General features: G+C 57.5%; 17 protein-coding genes and 1 pseudogene. 9 read left to right on the forward strand and 9 right to left on the reverse strand.

Annotated elements, in window-relative coordinates:
- Positions 1 to 18 precede the first annotated feature (18 nt).
- The 5 genes from FO268_RS19970 to FO268_RS19990 all read right to left on the reverse strand — a co-directional run bounded on the left by FO268_RS19970 (position 19) and on the right by FO268_RS19990 (position 5,897).
- Positions 19 to 1,533 (reverse strand): sensor domain-containing diguanylate cyclase, encoded by a 1,515-nt coding sequence (locus tag FO268_RS19970; protein WP_150995023.1) that lies wholly within the window; start codon positions 1,531 to 1,533, stop codon positions 19 to 21.
- 100 nt (positions 1,534 to 1,633) lie between these two features.
- Positions 1,634 to 2,254: a tetratricopeptide repeat protein gene (locus FO268_RS19975; RefSeq protein ID WP_150995024.1), complete on the reverse strand. Its 621-nt coding sequence runs from the start codon at positions 2,252 to 2,254 to the stop codon at positions 1,634 to 1,636.
- A complete protein-coding gene (locus FO268_RS19980) occupies positions 2,251 to 3,033 on the reverse strand; it encodes an SDR family oxidoreductase (protein WP_150995025.1) in 783 nt (260 codons plus the stop codon). The genes FO268_RS19975 and FO268_RS19980 overlap by 4 nt, the downstream gene beginning before the upstream one ends.
- Complete coding sequence (locus FO268_RS19985) at positions 3,020 to 5,206, reverse strand: AMP-binding protein (protein ID WP_150995026.1); 2,187 nt, start codon at positions 5,204 to 5,206, stop codon at positions 3,020 to 3,022. The genes FO268_RS19980 and FO268_RS19985 overlap by 14 nt, the downstream gene beginning before the upstream one ends.
- Positions 5,190 to 5,897 carry a thermostable hemolysin gene (locus tag FO268_RS19990; protein ID WP_191967007.1) on the reverse strand — a complete coding sequence of 236 codons (708 nt, stop codon included), beginning with the start codon at positions 5,895 to 5,897 and terminating at the stop codon, positions 5,190 to 5,192. Before FO268_RS19990 ends, FO268_RS19985 begins: the two co-directional genes overlap by 17 nt.
- Positions 5,898 to 6,034: 137 nt before the next feature.
- Between FO268_RS19990 and FO268_RS19995 the strand changes: the two genes are divergently transcribed.
- From FO268_RS19995 to FO268_RS20020, 6 genes are all read left to right on the forward strand, one after another.
- Positions 6,035 to 6,718 carry a response regulator gene (locus FO268_RS19995; RefSeq protein WP_150995027.1) on the forward strand — a complete coding sequence of 228 codons (684 nt, stop codon included), beginning with the start codon at positions 6,035 to 6,037 and terminating at the stop codon, positions 6,716 to 6,718.
- Positions 6,709 to 8,130 (forward strand): ATP-binding protein, encoded by a 1,422-nt coding sequence (locus tag FO268_RS20000; protein ID WP_150995028.1) that lies wholly within the window; start codon positions 6,709 to 6,711, stop codon positions 8,128 to 8,130. The genes FO268_RS19995 and FO268_RS20000 overlap by 10 nt, the downstream gene beginning before the upstream one ends.
- Before the next feature lie 83 nt (positions 8,131 to 8,213).
- Positions 8,214 to 9,728, forward strand: coding sequence for a DNA-3-methyladenine glycosylase 2 family protein (locus FO268_RS20005; protein ID WP_150995029.1), 1,515 nt, complete (start codon positions 8,214 to 8,216; stop codon positions 9,726 to 9,728).
- The gene (locus FO268_RS20010; RefSeq protein WP_150995030.1) at positions 9,725 to 10,246 is read left to right on the forward strand and encodes a methylated-DNA--[protein]-cysteine S-methyltransferase; all 522 of its coding nucleotides are present in this window, start codon (positions 9,725 to 9,727) and stop codon (positions 10,244 to 10,246) included. Before FO268_RS20005 ends, FO268_RS20010 begins: the two co-directional genes overlap by 4 nt.
- Positions 10,247 to 10,330: 84 nt before the next feature.
- Entirely contained in the window at positions 10,331 to 11,650 is a 1,320-nt protein-coding gene (locus FO268_RS20015; RefSeq protein WP_150995031.1) for an MFS transporter, read from the forward strand.
- Between the two features lie 205 nt (positions 11,651 to 11,855).
- A complete protein-coding gene (locus FO268_RS20020) occupies positions 11,856 to 13,253 on the forward strand; it encodes a hypothetical protein (RefSeq protein WP_191967008.1) in 1,398 nt (465 codons plus the stop codon).
- A gap of 72 nt (positions 13,254 to 13,325) precedes the next feature.
- On the opposite strand, the gene FO268_RS20025 is transcribed toward FO268_RS20020, so the two are convergent.
- Both FO268_RS20025 and FO268_RS20030 read right to left on the reverse strand, forming a co-directional pair.
- The gene (locus tag FO268_RS20025) at positions 13,326 to 14,066 is read right to left on the reverse strand and encodes a substrate-binding periplasmic protein (protein WP_150995033.1); all 741 of its coding nucleotides are present in this window, start codon (positions 14,064 to 14,066) and stop codon (positions 13,326 to 13,328) included.
- Positions 14,067 to 14,215: 149 nt separating this feature from the next.
- Positions 14,216 to 14,602: a VOC family protein gene (locus FO268_RS20030; protein ID WP_150995034.1), complete on the reverse strand. Its 387-nt coding sequence runs from the start codon at positions 14,600 to 14,602 to the stop codon at positions 14,216 to 14,218.
- 134 nt (positions 14,603 to 14,736) lie between these two features.
- Between FO268_RS20030 and FO268_RS20035 the strand changes: the two genes are divergently transcribed.
- Together FO268_RS20035 and FO268_RS20040 are read left to right on the forward strand one after the other, a co-directional pair.
- Positions 14,737 to 15,048: a BrnT family toxin gene (locus FO268_RS20035; RefSeq protein WP_150995035.1), complete on the forward strand. Its 312-nt coding sequence runs from the start codon at positions 14,737 to 14,739 to the stop codon at positions 15,046 to 15,048.
- Positions 15,023 to 15,295 (forward strand): BrnA antitoxin family protein, encoded by a 273-nt coding sequence (locus FO268_RS20040; protein WP_027830482.1) that lies wholly within the window; start codon positions 15,023 to 15,025, stop codon positions 15,293 to 15,295. Before FO268_RS20035 ends, FO268_RS20040 begins: the two co-directional genes overlap by 26 nt.
- A gap of 251 nt (positions 15,296 to 15,546) precedes the next feature.
- On the opposite strand, the gene FO268_RS20045 is transcribed toward FO268_RS20040, so the two are convergent.
- Together FO268_RS20045 and FO268_RS20050 are read right to left on the reverse strand one after the other, a co-directional pair.
- Positions 15,547 to 16,658, reverse strand: a protein-coding gene (locus FO268_RS20045; RefSeq protein WP_225316907.1) for an IS3 family transposase whose coding sequence is annotated in 2 segments (ribosomal slippage) — positions 15,547 to 16,397 and positions 16,397 to 16,658 — 1,113 coding nt in all. Because the reading frame shifts where the segments join, the coding sequence is not laid out codon by codon here.
- 326 nt (positions 16,659 to 16,984) lie between these two features.
- Positions 16,985 to 17,368: a hypothetical protein gene (locus tag FO268_RS20050; protein ID WP_150995036.1), complete on the reverse strand. Its 384-nt coding sequence runs from the start codon at positions 17,366 to 17,368 to the stop codon at positions 16,985 to 16,987.
- Positions 17,369 to 17,476: 108 nt separating this feature from the next.
- On the opposite strand from FO268_RS20050, the pseudogene FO268_RS20055 reads away from it, so the two are divergent.
- Positions 17,477 to 18,427, forward strand: a pseudogene (locus FO268_RS20055) (IS110 family transposase); the annotation flags it as partial.
- Positions 18,428 to 18,547: the final 120 nt, after the last annotated feature.

An 18,547-nucleotide genomic window follows, 5' to 3' on the forward strand; every position in this document is an offset into this window, starting at 1 on the left:
GAGGGAAATGATCTTTGGTTATAGCCGCGATGGTCCTGATGCATTGGCGAAACAGTCGCGCCCGGCCTGTTTGGCTAGATAGAGCCGGTTATCCGCGCACCCGATCAGGGCTTCCGAGGTCGGAGCGTCGGCGGTATCGTCATCAATCGCATCCACACCTGCGCTGACGGTCAGGGAAATGCTCTGTCCTTCAAATACAAACTCGTAACCCCGGACCGTGGTGATAATTCGGCTCACTACCTCTCCGGCAGCTTCACCGTCGGTGGCAGAAAAGACAACGACGAACTCCTCGCCACCAAAACGGGCAACCACATCCGTGGCACGGGTGTGCGCGAGCAGAATACCGGTGAACTCCCTCAGCACGTAGTCGCCAGCCAGGTGGCCGAGGGTGTCGTTGACCCGTTTGAAATGGTCGATGTCAAACAGCGCCACCGCAAATGGCTGCCGCTCGCGATTCCAGAGGGCCATCATTTCATCCAGGCGGGGGTAGAGATAGCGGCGATTGTGAAGGCCGGTCAATGGGTCCCGTATCGACTGGTTCGTCAGTTCCTCCTCCAGGCGATGACGTTCCAGGGCGCCAGACAGCAGCCCGGAGACAATGATCAACAGGTCCGCCTGATCTTTGCGCCAGACCCTCTGGCTGAGAGAGTCAACACCAAAAAAACCGGACACAACGCCCCGGGTACGAACCGGAACACAGAACATGGAGCTGACGCCCTGTTCCGTCAGCAGGGCTTTTTCAGGGGCCGCTTCCTCGGGTAATGCGTCCACTTCCTCGATAAAAACGACCCCGTTTTCCCGGATCATCCGGTCGATCTGGCCATGCCACCAGGCAAAGGTATCAATCGGCACCTGCTGCTGAGAGTTGATCAACGGCTCAACGCCTTCGCGGCACCATTCATGGGTGTTCGTCATTTCATCCCGCCGCTCTGAAAAACGGTACAGGTAAGCCCGGTCTACGCCAAAGAACTGGCCGATAGCCTCCAGCACCTGATTAATGCTCTGATCAATGTTGCCAAAGCCGCGGGTGATAAAATCCGAGGACAATCGTGCGATCAGCTTCTGGAAACCCGCCTGGAAAGCAAACTCGGCCTCACTCTCCCGCAGAGAGAACTCAAGGTCCTTGAACGCCTGGATATCATTGAACTGGCCGTACCAGAGTATGCTGCCGTCAGCCTGGAGCTCAGGAATGGAGTCGGATTCAAACCAGTGGTAGTCACCGCTGGCCAGGCGCATCCTGGCCTGATGCTGCCACGGCGAAAGCTTTTTGGCGGATTCGGCAATACTGGCGGCCACACCGGCCACATCCGCCGGGTGGATCACCGAGAATACCGTTTCTCCATCCCTGCGCAGGTCTGCAGGCTCAATTCCGAACAGCTCGCGAACACGCTCACTGACAAAGGGATACCGGTGATGTTGCCCGTCAGCACTGCGCTCATAGATAAACAGAACCCCGGGCACTCCCGACGCCAGCTTCGGAAACAGTTCCGTCGGCCGGAGGTTTCCCGGCCAGTCGTCTTCAAATCGCGGCATAGACGCTCAGTAGCTCCGGATACAAGGGGCCGGGGCTGGCCCCTTGTATGGAGTGTAGAGCAAGGTGACAGTAGCTGCGAGCTGTAAAAGCCGGTGAGGATCAGCGGTTTCCTATCCGGTCGGATATTTCCTGCCTCCGGCCTGCATCAGCGATTTCCCGGCCCGGTCGGGGTGGTGCCCTGAGAGCCTTGTTCAGATAAACCTGGGCCCTGGTGTCCTCGCCCTGTTCAAGCAGAAAATCACCGAAAAAGTAATTGGGGTCGATCCCCTCGGGATTGATCGCCAGGGCCTTTTGCAGATATTTCTCAGCCTGTTTGTCATCGCCGAACGACAACGGCCACCCCGGCACCTGATAATAAAGGCTGCCAAGGGACGTATAGGCCGAGCCCGCCAGAGCACGCTCATCAATGGCGAGGGCCATTTCCAGTGACTTACGGGCATCCTTAACCAGGCCCAGGGCCCCCAGTCCTCCCCTGGCGCCAGCATAGGTACTCAGCACAATCCCCTGCCAGATCAGTGGCTCCGCACGGTCCGGGTAATCTGCAACGAACTGCTCTGCTGACTCGGCCAGCTCTTCAAACGCTTTTTCCTTTTGATCTTCCGGCAACTGGTACTGGATCTCCGCCCAGCGATGCTGGATATCCGCCAGGTCCGTTTCCAGATCCGCGGCCCAGAGCGGCAGGGCGACCATCCACGCCATCATCAGTATCATCCACTTCATGACACTACTCCTGAATTGAGAAAACGCCGTATAACCGGCAGCTGCTTGAGCATGGCTTTATCAACGAGGCGAGGGAGCAGTCCGTTGATGACCACGAACAGTTTCTCCGGCCAGCCAAGGAAACGGCGGCGGTCGTCGTTTTCCATGGCACGCAGAATCTGGGAGGCCACGGCCTCCGGTGCGTCAACACTGTTGCCAAGGGCCCGATTCAGTTCATTCACTTCCGCCGGATTCATTTCCGTGGCGGTGGCCCGTGGTGCTACATAAACCACCTGTACCGCGGTGTCTGCCAGCTCCCGGCGCAGGGCTTCGGTAAATCCGCGAAGGCCGAACTTGGTGGCGCAATAGGCGGTATATCCGGGAAAACCGATACTGCCAAAGGTGGACCCCACAAAGATCAGAGCGCCGTTGCCGGCCTTATCGAAACGGGGCACAAAATGCCTCGCCACCAGCATGGCAGAACGAAGGTTCACGAAGAGCTGGGTGTCCAGTTCACTGACGGCCATGGAGGAAAGCCCGGCAAAACGATTCTGTCCGGCACAATGAATCACCCCGTCGATCTCCGGATACGCCTCGCTCAGACGCACAAGCTGCTGATCGAGATCGGCGGCAGCAAGATCCAGATGCACAACTGCCACGCTTTCCCGATGCTCAAGTTTATCCGGATGCCTGGATGCCACTATAACCCGTGCTCCGGCCATTATCAGGGGCTCCACCAAGGCCCTGCCGATACCGCCAGTGCCTCCCAACAGCAGGAATACGCGATCACGCAGCTTCATGGCGCGACTCCCTGGAACTGACCGGCAGCGGAATGCTGTGGAGCATGTCTCCATACAGGCGATACACCATCCGCGCCGCTTCGATAATCGCCTGCTGATCATCCTCATCAGTGATTTCGTTCATCAGATTACGGAAGAATTCGAAGTGTTCCTGATCCAGGGCACCGTGGGAGTAAAGGTAGCTAAAGGCATTGTCTGGCAGGCCCAGCTGTTTCTGGATGGCTTCGCCCAGCGGGGTAGCCAGCTCAATGGAAGTACCTTCAAGAACCTGAACCATACCGAAGAACGCAGCCGGGTTGCCGCGCTGAATACGGTCGTACAGATAGGCCACCATCAGCTCAATCGAGGTATCCGGACGGCCATTGCGGATAGCATCCCGGTCCGCACCGCAGGCCTCCAGATCGTCCAGTATCCATTCGTGGTGTCCATATTCTTCCTCGATGTACTCCACGAGGGCCTTGCGCACAAACTCCAGACGCTCCGGAAGCTGGCCACCGCAGGCCATCATCAGCGGCACGGTGTGCTTAACGTGATGGTAGGCCTGGGTAAGAAACCAGGTATATCCCTGAATATCAAAACGGCCTTTACGGATAGCTTCGATAACCGGGGCTGTGGTGACGTGGGCGCGGGCTTGCGCGGTTTCAGATTGCAGACGGTCGAAAAATCCCATAACAGTGTCTCCTGATGTGTCGGGAACGTTTGGCTGAGCAACAGTAAGGTTCATGAAAATCGGGAAGGCCCCCGCCAACAAGGTTGGCAAGTCAGCCTGCAGCTGATGGCGAACGGGCCGGCCGTTTGCGGTTATATGGCCCTGCGCTCGGGTCAGCAGCTGCCGACGGATATACACCGCTTCCAGCCGGGCATAATCTGGCAGTCCGGCATTAAGCCTGATTAGAGACGAACGCAGCTGCTCCGGAGAACGGCCATCCTGGACTACCAGCAGCGCCGAGAGATGCGGATCACCATCTCCGAACACCACCGCCTGACAGGCACCAACGGCCTGAATGAGCTCGCTTTCCAGCCACTCAGGGCTGATATTCCTCCCAAAGCTGGTTATAAGCAGGTTCTTGGCGCGGCCATTCACCGACAGGAAACCCGCCGCGTCCAAGCCACCCAGATCCCCGGTATCCAGCCATTCATCCGCTTCAGGCTCATCGCCCAGGTAGCCAAGATGGGTGTTACCTCTGACCAGAATGCGACCGCGTTCATCTACCCGGACCTCAACGTGGGAAAGAGGTTTACCGACAGAACCCTCGCACTCGGCGCTGGGAACATTGAGCGCAACCACGGAGCTGCATTCGGACAGCCCATAGCCCTCGTAGAGTGGCAAGCCGGCGGCCCGCCCACGCTCCAGCAGCTCGGACGAAACCCGACCACCCCCCACGGCCAGGAAGCGGAACGACGTGTTCTTCAACTGCCCCTGCTCAGCCGCAGTCACCAGGGCCATGGCTAGCTCCGGCACCAGGATTAGCGAATGCGGCGTGCTTTGGTTAATGCCCTCAATCAGGCGGCCAAGATTCAGCCCGCTGCTGCCCGTCATGCCCAGACTCTGTAATGGCGCCACCATAACGGTCCCGCCCATAACTAGCGGCAGGTAGATTCCGGCGATGTTTTCCAGCAGGGTCGCCATCGGCAGGATGCAAAGATGCCGTTCAGGCTCAACACCCGCCAGCCGCTCTTTCAGGGCAAGCGTAGTTGCTGTCATTTGCCCGACAGACAGGCACACGCCCTTGGGTGTGCCTGTACTGCCGGAGGTAAAGGTGATTTTTGCGGTCTGCTGCGGCATCCAGGCCCCGGCTGCGGAGACCGGCAAAGGCCGAAACCAGACACCATGGCCCAGGTGGTGGTTGCCTGTATCCGTTTCTACAGATAACAGGCCATCCAGCCCCGCTCGTTCGATGAGATGGGAGGCCTGGGATTTCGAAAAGAACACCGGCACGGGGACACAAACCACGTCCGCCAGCAGGCAGGCCAGGTCGGCCAGTACCCAGGCCACCGAGTTGTCCCCACAAAGGCCAGCACGCCGCACTCCCAGACGGATCAACTGATCGGCCAACGCCCGCGCGGCCTGCATCATCTGGGCATAAGTGAACGCTGAATCCGGTCCTTGCAGGGCAACGCGGGAGGGGTGGGTCTCCGCCTGGCGCTCCAACAGTTCAGGCAGTCCAGCCATAGGAGCCTCCCCTCATCGAATCATCACCAGCCTGGTCCGTGACCGACTGGATCAATCTCAGCAACCCGGCGCTGCGCAGAGCGGACATTCCGTCGGCCACGCGAATCGCCATCACCACCGGATGGTGGTCGTAATAGCGCCCCCAGCCAGCACCGCCATCGGGCAGGCGCGCCGGATCAGCATCCGCCAGCACCTGAGTGGCAATACCCAGTCGGTGAAAGCTGTTGCGCAGCTGATCCGTACCCGTGCACACGACCCAGTCATAGCCGGCGCCATCCAGCCAAACCGACAGCGAGGCAAACAGATAACGGCTGACACCGGCTTCAACACCGGCCAGATGGGCAATCTCGGCAATCCTGCGACGCTCAATGCCGACCACCGGCATCACCGCTTCAACCGGTACCGCAAGGTAATCTTCGAGAAACAGTCTTTCCTGAGCCGCATTGCGCACGCCAACCGCTGCCAGCAGGGATCCCTGGGCCGTTGTCAGGGCGAGCAAAGCCGGAATGCGCAGGGAAGGTTCCGCGCCATAGGCAAGAAGAAACCTTCGGCGAATGAATCCGGCAACCGTACCGGCCATTGCGGTGTCTGGTCGGATTTCGCAAAACCAGCGACCGGCACAACGGATGACCGGGACCACCTCCCCGCAGTCCGGGGCACAACAGGTCGACATCATCAGCGGGTCTGTCATAAACAATCTCCCTTGGGTACAGGAGCCAGACTAGAGGGGCAGCCTTAACCAAGGCTTAAGAGGATTCGGGACTTTTCTTAAGCTCGCCTTAAGGTTTCTGTGCCAGAATGATTTCCAGACCCGTTACAGGACCTGCCATGCGGATATTGCTCGTAGAAGATGACCACCATCTGGCCAACACCATGCTGGACATGCTGCGCGACGACCAGAACACCGTCGACTGGCTGGACGATGGTCAGCAGGCGGTGAACGCCCTTACCAGCGAACACTTTGATCTGGCCATTCTGGATCTCACCCTACCGCGACTTGATGGGCTTGATGTGCTGAAAGCGACCCGCAAGCACGGCGTTCAGACACCGGTGATCATTCTTACTGCCAGGGCCGGTCTTGATGAAAAACTGGACGGCCTTGATGCCGGTGCCGATGACTATCTGACAAAGCCCTTTGCCATGGCCGAGCTCAAGGCCCGAATCAGGGCGGTGACCCGCCGGGGCATCTCTGCCCCCCAGAACGGTCTGACGGTGGGAGCACTGCTGCTGAACCCGGAATCCGGCCAGCTCACCAGGGGCGACGAAGTCATCACCCTGCCCCGCAGCGAGTTCCAGATTCTGCACTACCTGATGCGCCATCCCGACCAGGTGGCAACCCGCAGGCGCCTGGAAGAACAGCTCTACGGCTGGGACCAGGGAGCGGAAAGCAACGCTCTTGAAGTGCATATCCATCACCTTCGCCGCCGGGTCGGTAAGGCCACCATTCGCACCATTCGCGGCGTGGGTTACCTGCTCGACAGTCAGGCCGCCGGGGTACCGGAATGTCCCTGACCCGCACCCTGACCTTGCTGGTTACCTCAACGGTTCTGCTGGTTGCCCTCATCGCTGCCGCATGGAGTTACATTGAAAGTAACCATGAGCTGGAAGAGCTGTTTGATGCCGAACTGGCCCAAAGCACAAGGATCGTCCAGGGTCTGGTTCGTCATCTCGCCGATACCCAGTCCATGGAACAATTACCGAAAACCCTCAGTGAAACCCTGGAACTCCCCCGAGCCGACCAATTGGGCATCGACTTTGAGGGTGACTATGACGAAATCCTGCCCGGCGGAACCGGCCACAAATATGAGAAAAAACTGGCTTTTGAAGTCTGGACACCGGAGCGCGAACCCCTGCTGGACACCCTCATGGCCGATGATACCGAGGGCCTGGTTCCGGGTTACTCCTGGGCCGAGTCCAGTGGGCACCGGTGGCGTGTTTTCACGCTCCAGGACCCGGCCACCGGTTTCTGGATCCGTACCGCTCAACGGGAAGATATTCGTCAGGAGCTGAGCCAGGAGCTGGCGCTTGGCAATGTACTACCTCTGCTTATCGCACTGCCACTGCTGCTGATTGCGGCCAGTGCCGCCATTCAACTGGGATTCCGACCCCTGCGGAGACTGGAGCGCCCTATCCGCCATATGGCGCCGGAAAACATCCATCCACTGGACGACCAACAGGCACCGAAGGAGGTAGCGGGGCTGGTTCAGGCGGTGAACAGTCTGCTCAAGCGGCTGAACCAGGCTCTTGAACGGGAGCGCCGGTTCTCTGCCGATGCTGCCCACGAACTGCGGACGCCACTGGCCGCATTGCGGCTGAACCTCGAGAAAGCCTGCGAGAAGGATCCGGAGCAGTTTGGCGGCATCATCCAGTCAGTCGACCGGATGGTGCACCTGGTCGAGCAAATGCTGTTGCTCAGTCAGGTCGACTCCGGCAATGATTTTGTCCCCGGCTATCACAATCTTTCCGCTATTCTCGAACAAAGCGTCGCAGATGTTGCACCTCTGGCCATTAAGAAGGAGATAGACCCCATACTGGAAGACGACACCGGTGAAGCCCTGACGTGCTGCCACAGCGCACTGATCAATACCCTGATGCGCTCCCTCCTCGCCAATGCCATTCAGTACAGCCCGGAACACACCGTGGTTACAACCCGCCTTACCCCCTCCGGTGACGGTTACCAGATAACCGTGTGCGATCAGGGCCCGGGCATTCCGCCACAAGAGCACGAACGAGCACTCAGCCGTTTCGTAAGGCTGGACCAACGCAGGGGGGGCGGTGCCGGGCTCGGACTTGCCATCGCAAGGCGCATCGCGGAACTCCATGGAGGACAGCTGACCCTCGGTGAACGCACCGACGGTCAGAGCGGACTCTGTGTCAGCATCTGGCTTCCGGCAAGAGCCGTCTGCGAAACCAGCAGGGCGTGAGGTTACAGTCGACACCGATACTTCCGCACCATCAGTTCCGAATTCGGCGAGTTTTTCGGGGAGTCGCTGTTAAACTCCTGACTATGGACACACTGACTGATGACCTCTGCTACCAGGCACTGAAAACCCGAGATGCTCGCTTCGACGGACGTTTCTACACCGCCGTGGTGACCACCGGTATTTTCTGCCGCCCGATCTGCCCGGCAGTCACGCCCAGGCGTGACAACGTACGCTTTTATCCATCGGCAGAGACCGCCATGGCCAATGGTTTTCGCCCCTGCCTGCGATGCCGTCCGGAAGCGGCTCCGGGCAGCCCGGCAGCCAATGGCGTGCACACCACGCTGGCCCGGGCCGTGCGACTGGTCGAAGAGGGCGCCCTGGACACCGGCTCCGTCTCTGAACTGGCTGAACGCCTGGGCATCACTGATCGCTACCTCCGCCAGCTCTACCAACGTCATACCGGAGTGAGCCCCAGCCAGCATGCACGTGCCCGTCGTCTGTTGCGGGCACGGCAGTTGATCGTGGACAGCAATCTGAGCATGACGGACATTGCCGATATTGCAGGCTTTGGCAGTCTTCGCCGCTTTAATCAGACCCTGAAAGAAGCTTATGGCGACGCCCCGACCGCCTGGCGCCGGGGGCTCAAACCACAGATGAGTGCCGGCCGCCAGAGCCCTGAAAGTTCGTTTCTACCTGCAAAGGATGACCTTGTCCTGTTCCTGCAGGCCCGCCCGCCCTTTGACAGCGATGAACTGCTGTCTTTCTTCCGTGCCCGCGCCATCCCCGGGCTGGAATCGGTGGGAAAGGAGTATTACGCGCGATCGGTATTCGTGCGGGGCCAAGCCGGCCTGGTCATCTGTCGCCCACAAACCAGCCCGCCAGGCGTACAGATTATTGTCCGGGGTCCGGCTCGCCAGGCCATCCTGGAAGTGAGTGCCCGGATACGCCGCCTGTTCGACCTGGACGCCGATCTGCCAGGCATCACCGCTCATCTTGCTCGCGACCCCATATTACAGCCCCTGGTCAGACAGCACCCCGGGCTGCGGGTACCCGGCTGCTGGGACCGGTTCGAATTCGCTGTCCGGGCTGTGCTTGGACAACAGATATCGATTACGGCCGCCCGCACGCTCGCAAGCCGACTGGTTGCCCGCCTGGGCAGTCCTCTTCCTGCGGATTTGACCAACAACACAGGGATCACCCACCAATTTCCCGCTCCAGAGGCGATAGCACGACAGGCCCCAGGCAATCCAGGAATGCCTCAAAGCCGGGCGGACACTCTGGCACAGGTGTCGGCACGGTTCGCCGAACCCGGTTTTGCCGATCTGGACGGTAAAACCCTGCTGGAGCAATTGGCTTCCCTGCGTGGTATCGGGCCCTGGACCCTCAACTACCTGTCGCTACGCGGTCTGGGAGATCCGGACGCTTTCCCGGCAAGTGATCTGGGCCTGCTCAAGGCTTCTGCCAGCCTTGGTGGCCCTACCACCGCCGGGGCGCTAACCCGCCATGCCGAGCGCTGGCGCCCGTGGCGGGCCTATGCCGCTCAGTACCTGTGGACATCACTGGCAACCCAATCAGGCCGGGAGGAGACAATCTCATGAGTACAATTATCAATCTAAGCCACTTCCCCAGCCCTGTTGGCCCACTCAGCCTGGCCACGGTCGATGGCAAACTGGTTCACCTGGACTTCGAGGGCAACGACGAACGCATGCAGACCCTGCAGGCCCGACGCTTTCGTGGTGCCCAGTGGCAGGAACGGAGCGGATCTGCCCCAGAGGCCATTACACGTTGGCTGGAGGCTTACTTCGCTGGTGAATTCCAGCCCCTGCCGTGGCCTCATCTCCAATTAACCGGGACCGACTTCCAGCAACAGGTGTGGCAGGGACTCATTGGCATACCGACCGGCCAGCCCTGTTCCTACCGGGCGCTGGCTGAAACCCTGGGCAACCCCAGGGCGGTACGCGCCGTGGCCCGGGCCAATGCCCTCAACCCGGTGGCTATCCTGATTCCCTGCCATCGGGTCATTGGTGCCGACGGAACACTGACCGGTTACGCCGGAGGCCTGGAACGCAAGGCCTGGCTACTCGAGCACGAGACCAAAAACCTGAAGGCGCTTTAACCCGACAGGGGTGGGCATTAGCCGCGATAACGGCGACAATCGGCGCACAGAAGTCCCTTGAAAGGAACAGGAGCCCCTCGCGCCATGCCACCGCAATCGAGCGTTGCCCAGCCCCCGCGTACCCAGGAAAACAAGCGCGCCCTCTGGTCGTGGGCCTTTTACGACTGGGCCAACAGTGCCTTTTTCACCATCATCCTCACATTTGTATTTGCCCAGTACTTCAGTGTGTCGGTGATGCAGAACGAGGTAAAAGGCACCGAAGCCTGGGGTTATATCGTCGGCATTTCCGGCGTGATCATTGCGGTCCTGGCGCCCATCTTGGGCGCAATAGCCGACCAGTCCGGCCGGCGCAAACCCTGGTTTATCACCTTCACCCTGCTGTGCGTGGTTTCCTGCGCCATGCTGTGGACGGTAACCCCTGACCAGGGACAGTTCTGGAACGCTGCGCTTTGGGTGGGTCTGGGCACACTCGGTGCTGAGTTCGCCTTCATTTTCTACAACTCCATGCTGCCGGACCTGGCCAGCCAGGAGCGCACCGGCCGCTGGTCCGGCTGGGCCTGGGGACTGGGTTATGTCGGGGGCGTTCTGAGCCTGGTGGTGGCGCTGTATGGTTTTATCGAAACCGACGCCAACCTGTTCAACCTGAACCGGGACGAAGCAGAACACGTACGCGCCACCTTCGTTCTCGTTGCAGTGTGGTACCTGGTGTTCGCCCTGCCGGCCTTTATCTTTATTCCTGACCGCCCCTCTACGGGCCTGAGCCTGCCCGCCGCCACCCGCGCCGGGTTCGCGCAACTGAAAGAGTCCATCACTCATGTGCGCCAGTACAAAGACATCGTGCGTTTTCTGATTGCCCGCATGCTGTACACCGACGGCCTGGCCACTATTTTTACGTTCGGGGGTGTCTACGCCGCCGGCACCTTTAATATGAGTTCCACCGAAGTGCTGCAGTTCGCCATTGCCCTGAACGTAACAGCCGGGCTGGGGGCGCTGGGTTTTGCCTGGATTGATGATGCCCTCGGCGGTCGCAACACCATCCTGCTGTCGCTGGCAGGGCTGGGCACGAGTGCGCTGGGCATCCTGCTGGTAGACGGCACGACAGCCTTCTGGGTGTGGGGCATGATTCTGGGCATCTTCGTAGGGCCGCTGCAATCCGCCAGCCGCTCCCATCTCGCCCGTGTGGCCCCGCCCCACCTGCAAACCCAGATGTTCGGCCTGTTCGCCTTCTCCGGCAAAGCCACCGCGTTCGCCGGCCCCCTATTGGTGGGCTGGGTGACCGCGGTTACCGACAGCCAGCGCTGGGGGATGAGCACCATTCTTGTGTTCCTGGTGGTTGGATTTGTGTTGATGCTTTCAGTGCCCGTCACAGAAACTCGACAGCCTGAACCCACGAGCCAGCCGTGAGTGACCGTCCCTCCTTCGAGGAATACAGGCGAGCCTGGCCACGCACACAGCCAGATCTCCCCATTTGCCGATCTGGTGAAGTATTAGATTTTAGAGAATGAGCTGACTATTCTCAGTTGAGGTTGTACTCAATTACACAGACTGACAGGACGTTCTTCTGATTTGGTGCACCTGCCAGTCCATTCTCAGAATGGCGGGGGATAGCATGAAATATTTCAAATTTACTTTCCTGGTGTTGATGCTTCCAGTATTCGCAGGAACGAGCCTGGTTCGGGCAGAAATAGCAATCAGCAACATAGAAGCAATCGATTTGGGCACACTATCGGGCGGGGTCACCAGCAGTGCCCGGGATATTAATGATGCGGGCAATATTGTAGGCAGTAGTGAAGTCCTGTCAGGCGAGACCCACGCGTTCTTTCTTTCGGGCGGGGTGATGACCGACCTCGGCACGCTATCTGGAGGAGACTTTAGCCGAGCAACCGGAATTAACGATCTTGACCAGGTGGTTGGGTTTTCAAATTTGTTAAACCCAATTACCGGAGAACTGGTTACCCATGGCTTTGAGTGGCAGGGAGGCGTGATTCGAGATTTGGGCGCATTCCCCCCTGAAGACGACATCAATTCCACGAGTTTCGCCCGGGGAATCAATAACAGCGGATTAATAGCGGGGAACATTGATCTCGCTGGCGTGGTATGGGATTTGTATGGCGTTCCGGCCTACCCACCGTTCCCACCTGCCGTCCGGGTTACCGATCCTGGACCATTTTCACCGGCAATAGCTTACGATCTCAACAATGCGGGGCAAGCCGCTGGCACCTTACTTTCCGATGCAGTGGGGTTTCGCTGGCAAGCTGGCGTGCTTGAACCACTAGTGCCCCTGCAGCCTGATGGTGTTGATGAAGATGCCTATGGGATTAATGAATTGGGGGAAGTCGTGGGACGCGGCCTACTTGCGCCACCCGTTCGTTATCATGCAACGCTGTGGCCGGATCCAGCTACCGTGCAGGATTTGGGAACACTTGGGGGCGAAAATAGTGTAGCGCGCGATATTAACGATGAAACAACGATCGTAGGTAGCAGTGAGACTGCCACGGGAGAAACAGTTGCCTTCATCTGGCATGCCGATTTTGGGATGCAATCATTAGGGACACTAGGTGGTGCTAACAGTAGTGCCTTTGGGATCAATTCTGCCGGTCAAATCGTAGGCGAAAGTGAGACCGCAACGGGACAGATACATGCAACACTCTGGATGGTGACCTTTGCAACAGTATTCGACATCGACATCAAACCTGGCAGCAATACAAATCCCATAAATCCCGGCAGCAAGGGGGTCACTCCGGTAGCGGTTCTGGGATCGATTGACTTCGACGCAACGCAAGTCGATGTTTCGACGGTCAGGTATGGGCCGGCAGATGCACCAACTGCCCACAATGGCCATGTTCAGGACGTCAATGGCGATGGCTTTATAGATATGATGATGCACTTTAAAACTCAGGAAACAGGGATTGTTTGCGGTGATACTGAAGCAAGCTTAACCGGCGAGACATTCGATGGTGCACTGTTCACGGGAACCGATGCGGTTAAAACGGTTGGCTGCAAATAATCGCCCTGTTTCTCATGCCAGGGATCAAACTGTTTGAGTCCCTGGCGAATGGATCTTTGGCCGCCAGTTGCCTTACCTCTCCGGCTGAATCGAGACGTGCCGGTCCGGCGGGGGCAGTTTGGGTAGCATGGCCTCCACATCAACAGTGTGGGTAGCGAAAAAAGCTTCCGCCGCTTCAATCAGAGCCGCCTCGGTTTTGAGGATACCAAGATAGACCGGCCATTCGGCGTCGATCAGTTCCGTGCTGAAACGGTCCGGATCGACTTTCACCAGCAGTGCCAGAAACCGGAACTCCATTTCATTCATGACGGCGTAATCGCACCGTTTGTGCAGAAACATGCCCAGCATCTGCTGGGCATTGTAGGCGTCATGGCGGACCAGGTCGGTACCGAGCCGCCGCTCGAGTCGATCACTGTAGACAAACCATTTGCGCAGACAGATGCTGCCCTGAAGGTCATCGAAGGAGTCCGGCTGGCGACCAGGTTGCGCGAACACTCGGTCGCGCCAGGTTAACACCGGGCCGACGGCGTGCATTAGGTCCGGCAACGGCATCCATAAAGGGTTGGCGAAAACCGCGTTGGCTTGTCCTTCTTCCAGGGCCCAGGCCTGGCGTTTACGCGGCATCGGGCGGAAATCCGCTGCGATACCCGCCTCCTGAGTGAACTCATTGATCACCTCTACCAAAATGCCCTTGTTTAGATTGTTACCGTAATAAAATGGCAGAAAGCCCTCGTCCGACCCCATAATCCGGAGCGTTTGGGACGAAACTGGAAGGGACCAGAATACCGCGATGATCAGCAGGCCTATTCTCATTGGGCCTCCCCCCAGTACTTGCCGGACCGCTTCATCCCTGAATTCCGGGGGTGACGTTGGCTGCTCATGGCAATTCCTCCTATGCTCTAATCATAGGCCAAGAGCGTTAACTACACTGGAAGAAGTGCAGAACGAACTTGTATGACTGGTTATGTTGCTACTTCGTACGACGAAATCTCAATCAAATTTTGATCAGGATCTCTGAAGTAAAAGGATTGTATTGGGCCTACCGCCCCTGTGCGCGAGACAATGCCTTCTACGATTTGGACCTTTTTCACTGAAACCCGACCGTAAGCCTCGTGGATAGGCAAATCGGTAATAAAGCATACGTCTGCTGAACCTGGCGTAGGAGTGCGAGCTTTTGGTTCAAACTCCTTACCCGATTGATGCAGATTGATTTTTTGGGCACCGAATTTCAGTGCCACTCTTCCTTCACCAAAAATTTCCTGCTCCATACCGAGGACATCAGTATAAAAGCGAACCGTATCCTCTATGCTGTGAACAGTGAGCACTAAATGGTCAAATCTTGAGATCAAACCAGATTCTCCTAGCAACATAACGCCTGCAGCATGCGCGCCCTTGAAATGGAGCCGAACGCGCAATGTAAAGGGCCGTGCCTGCATTGGTTAGCACTTGTTGACGCCAGTGTATATGCTGGTAATATACTTTTATGATCAACTGGGTACAAGTTACTGGCTTTGATTGGGACGAAGGCAACTCCCGCAAGAACGCGGAGAAACATGGCGTAAACCAGTCCGAAGCGGAAGAAATTTTCTTTAACGAGCCACTTCTGGTGCTGGATGACTCCAAGCACAGCGAGACGGAGGCACGTTTTCACGCCCTTGGTGTAACGGATGATGTGAGACTGCTCCACATTACGTTCACACTAAGGCAGAACGGTACGCTGATCAGAGTGATTTCCGCTCGCGACATGCACCGTAAAGAGAGGGCTGTTTATGAGCAAGCTAAAAAAGATGCCTGAATTTAAAACTGAAGCAGAAGAGCGAGAGTTCTGGGAAACCCACGATTCCACAGACTACCTGGATTGGAGTCAGGCCAAGCCGGCATCGTTCCCGAAGCTGAAACCCTCAACCAAGACGATCTCACTCCGGTTGCCGGAAACCTTGCTTGATCGGATCAAAATCGAAGCCAACAAGCGGGACATGCCCTATCAATCACTGATCAAGGCTTGGCTTGCGGACGACGTGAACGACAGCCGTCGGACCTGAGGTGCTAACGCCGCTCAGCACGCGCGGCTACGAAATGGAGGCGAAGCCGCAATGTAGTAGCCGTCGCCGTGCCTGCACTGGTTAGCACTGTCTCCAGTCTCCACCGTGGGCACACGCCCTATTAAACTGTGGTTTCGGATTCATGATTGGCTGGACCGGCTTTGAATGCCCTTACTCTATTGGTCTTCTGATCGCTAAGGAAAACCAGCCAAACATTCCCGTCTTCGGGTAAAGCTGTAAACATCCCTGTTTTAGTTGCACCGTTGATTAGAGTTTTCCGCCCGTTGGTGTTTCGCCAGATATTCCCACGGCGTCAGGTCTTCCAGTGAATCGTGGGGGCGCTCATCGTTGTATTCCGTCATCCACGATTCGGTCAGTTGCCGGACTTCGGTGAGATTTCGGAAAACATACATATTCAGGATCTCGTCCCGGTAAGTTCGGTTGAAGCGCTCCACGTAGGAGTTCTGAGTCGGCTTACCTGGCTTGATAAACTCCAGCGAGATGCCGTGCTGTTCCGCCCAATCTGCCAGGGCGATGGAGATCAACTCCGGGCCGTTATCCATTCGCAATCTGGCCGGGTAGCCTCGCCAGGCGATGATGCGTTCCAGAACCCGGATGATCCGTGGGGCCGGCAAATTAAGGTCGATCTCAATGGCCAGCACCTCCCGATTAAAGTCATCCACCACGTTGAACGTTCGGAACCGCCGGCCACAGAACAGGCTGTCGCTCATGAAGTCCATGGACCAGCAGTGATTGGCCGTGGCGGGAACCGCCAATGGCTCAGGATGTCGCGTTGGAAGTCGCCTCTTACCTCGTCGTCGCTTGTTCAGGTTGAGAGCGCAGTACAGCCGATGTACCCGCTTGTGATTCCAGCTGTGCCCCCATCGACGCAGCACTTTGAACAGCTTGCTGAAGCCATAGGCCGGGTAGCGTTCAGTGGCGCTCTGAAGCGCCGCAATCACCGGCTCATCACGGGAGGAATCTGATCGATACCGGTACGCAGAGTCACTGATGCCAGCGATTCGGCAGGCTCGACGAAGGCTGACGCCGTGAGCCTGCTTGAGGTAATCCACCAGTTCTCGTCGAACAGCCGGCTTTACAGCTTCTTTTCGATCACATCCTTCAGCAGTTTGTGATCCAGGCTCAGCTCCGCGTACATTTGTTTCAGGCGGCGGTTTTCTTCTTCCAGTTCCTTCAGACGCTTCACGTCGGAAGCTTCCATGCCGCCATACTTGGATTTCCAGTTGTAGTAGGTCGCATCGGAGATGCCGTACTCCCGACACACTTCCTTGACCAAGCGACCGCCCTCGACCTCTTTCAGGATCTTGACGATCTGTGACTCGCTGTACCGTGATTTTTTCATGTCGTTCTCCGTTTGCCTCATTGTAGGCCGGAGAACTCTAATTACGCATGCACCGATTTTAGGGGATGGTTACAAATCCATCCCATGCAGTGGAAGATCGGCCCAGTCGTCGGAGCCTCGAATGCAAAAACCTTCATGTCCACAGCTTTCACATCTGGCCTTGTACTTCGAGTATTCCCAACTCATATAAAACCTCTAACGCAAAGCTTAGCGGCGCCCTTGGAATGGAGGCGAAGCCGCAATGTAAAAGGCGTCCGGCGGCCATCGGCCGCGTACTACAGCGACTTGTTGGGCAGGCCAAAGTGGAAACTGAAGGATGGATACTTTTATACCCCTTCCGGTATACCGGAGCCCCCGTCCAGTTTTGTGATCCGCCATTTTTCCGGGTCTTCCCGCTCAAACGCGATGTCATAGTCAAACGTGCTCTCGACGCGGAGGAGGCACACACGAAATTCTTTCTGATGTTCTGACTCTAGTTCCCAAAGTCGACGGCCCAATGAATTCATAGCCTCGAACAAAGCCTTCTCCCGGAACGGATCAACTAAGAGAACCTCATCAGGAGTAACTACTGAGGCGTTCGATCCGAAACGGCGTTCCTGTGATTCGAAGCGCCAGTAAGCCCGCTTCCACGTAGGCGAAATCCGCTGCATGCCGGAAATAAATTCTTGCGCAAGTTCAACAATTACTTTCGCTGATTTATCGGTTTTCACAACTTCTCCCTATGCGCCCAACGAATGATATGGACTCCCCCTGCTCCTACGGCATCGATGTGCCACATTGAAGGTGTCTGACATCTTCAATCAAAAGCAGGAGGAGTCATCATGAATGTTACAACCATTGGCATCGATCTGGCGAAAACTGTGTTCAGTATTCATGGCACCGACACACACGGCAAGGTCGTGGTTCGCAAACGGCTCAATCGCCCCAAGCTCTTGGCGTTCTTTGCACAACTACCTCCATGCCTGATCGGCATGGAGGCCTGCTCTGGTGCCCACTACTGGGCACGGGAATTGACCAAACTCGGCCACGATGCCCGGATCATTGCGCCACGGTTCGTCGCCCCCTACCGCAAGAGCAGCAAGAATGACGACAACGATGCCGAAGCCATTTGTGAAGCCGTGGGTCGACCAAATATGCGCTTCGTTCCCATCAAGACGGAAGATCAACAGGCAACGCTCTGTCTGCATCGCATTCGCCGTGGCCTGACCAAAGAACGCACCGCACAGATCAATCAGATTCGTGGGCTACTGGCCGAGTTCGGGTTGATCATTCCCCAGGGGCGTTATGCCGCACGCCGTCGGGTTCCGGAAATCCTGGAGGATGCCGAAAATGGCTTACCGATGCGGGCCCGCCACCTTATTGGCAATATCAACCAACGCATTCTCCAGCTCGATGAAGAAATCCTGGCGTACGACCGGGAGATCGAAGCCATGGCCCGGCACGACGAACAGGCCAAACGACTGATGGCCATTCCAGGTATTGGACCACAAACAGCCACGGCCTTACTGGCCAGTGCGCCCGACCCCAGACAGTTCAAAAGCGGGCGACACTTTGCGGCCTGGCTGGGCCTGGTGCCTCGACAATACTCCACCGGCGGCAAAGTCCGACTAGGGCGAATCACTAAGCGCGGGGATAAATATCTGCGAACACTGCTGATACACGGAACTCGAGCGGTGATCGCAACATTACACGACAAGCAGGATCGGCTCAGTGGCTGGGCCAGGGACCTGGTCGAACGACGTGGGTACAAACGAGCTGCGGTTGACCTGCCCCCAATCACTAAACCGCTCACTGCTTAGTAATGTCGGTTAATTTCGACCCTTTGCCGGTAGTCCGGTAGCCAGCGGCGAACTCCAGTGGTGTCTGGTAACCCAATGCTGAATGGGGCC

Source organism: Marinobacter denitrificans (assembly GCF_008795955.1).
Lineage (GTDB): Bacteria > Pseudomonadota > Gammaproteobacteria > Pseudomonadales > Oleiphilaceae > Marinobacter > Marinobacter denitrificans.

Excerpts from the sequence above, each read along its gene's own strand:
- FO268_RS19970 (WP_150995023.1), bottom strand. The coding sequence starts at position 1,533 with ATGCCGCGATTTGAAGACGACTGGCCGGGAAACCTCCGGCCGACGGAA.
- FO268_RS19975 (WP_150995024.1), bottom strand. The coding sequence starts at position 2,254 with ATGAAGTGGATGATACTGATGATGGCGTGGATGGTCGCCCTGCCGCTC.
- FO268_RS19980 (WP_150995025.1), bottom strand. The coding sequence starts at position 3,033 with ATGAAGCTGCGTGATCGCGTATTCCTGCTGTTGGGAGGCACTGGCGGT.
- FO268_RS19985 (WP_150995026.1), bottom strand. The coding sequence starts at position 5,206 with ATGGCTGGACTGCCTGAACTGTTGGAGCGCCAGGCGGAGACCCACCCC.
- FO268_RS19990 (WP_191967007.1), bottom strand. The coding sequence starts at position 5,897 with ATGACAGACCCGCTGATGATGTCGACCTGTTGTGCCCCGGACTGCGGG.
- FO268_RS19995 (WP_150995027.1), top strand. The coding sequence starts at position 6,035 with ATGCGGATATTGCTCGTAGAAGATGACCACCATCTGGCCAACACCATG.
- FO268_RS20000 (WP_150995028.1), top strand. The coding sequence starts at position 6,709 with ATGTCCCTGACCCGCACCCTGACCTTGCTGGTTACCTCAACGGTTCTG.
- FO268_RS20005 (WP_150995029.1), top strand. The coding sequence starts at position 8,214 with ATGGACACACTGACTGATGACCTCTGCTACCAGGCACTGAAAACCCGA.
- FO268_RS20010 (WP_150995030.1), top strand. The coding sequence starts at position 9,725 with ATGAGTACAATTATCAATCTAAGCCACTTCCCCAGCCCTGTTGGCCCA.
- FO268_RS20015 (WP_150995031.1), top strand. The coding sequence starts at position 10,331 with ATGCCACCGCAATCGAGCGTTGCCCAGCCCCCGCGTACCCAGGAAAAC.
- FO268_RS20020 (WP_191967008.1), top strand. The coding sequence starts at position 11,856 with ATGAAATATTTCAAATTTACTTTCCTGGTGTTGATGCTTCCAGTATTC.
- FO268_RS20025 (WP_150995033.1), bottom strand. The coding sequence starts at position 14,066 with ATGAGAATAGGCCTGCTGATCATCGCGGTATTCTGGTCCCTTCCAGTT.
- FO268_RS20035 (WP_150995035.1), top strand. The coding sequence starts at position 14,737 with ATGATCAACTGGGTACAAGTTACTGGCTTTGATTGGGACGAAGGCAAC.
- FO268_RS20040 (WP_027830482.1), top strand. The coding sequence starts at position 15,023 with ATGAGCAAGCTAAAAAAGATGCCTGAATTTAAAACTGAAGCAGAAGAG.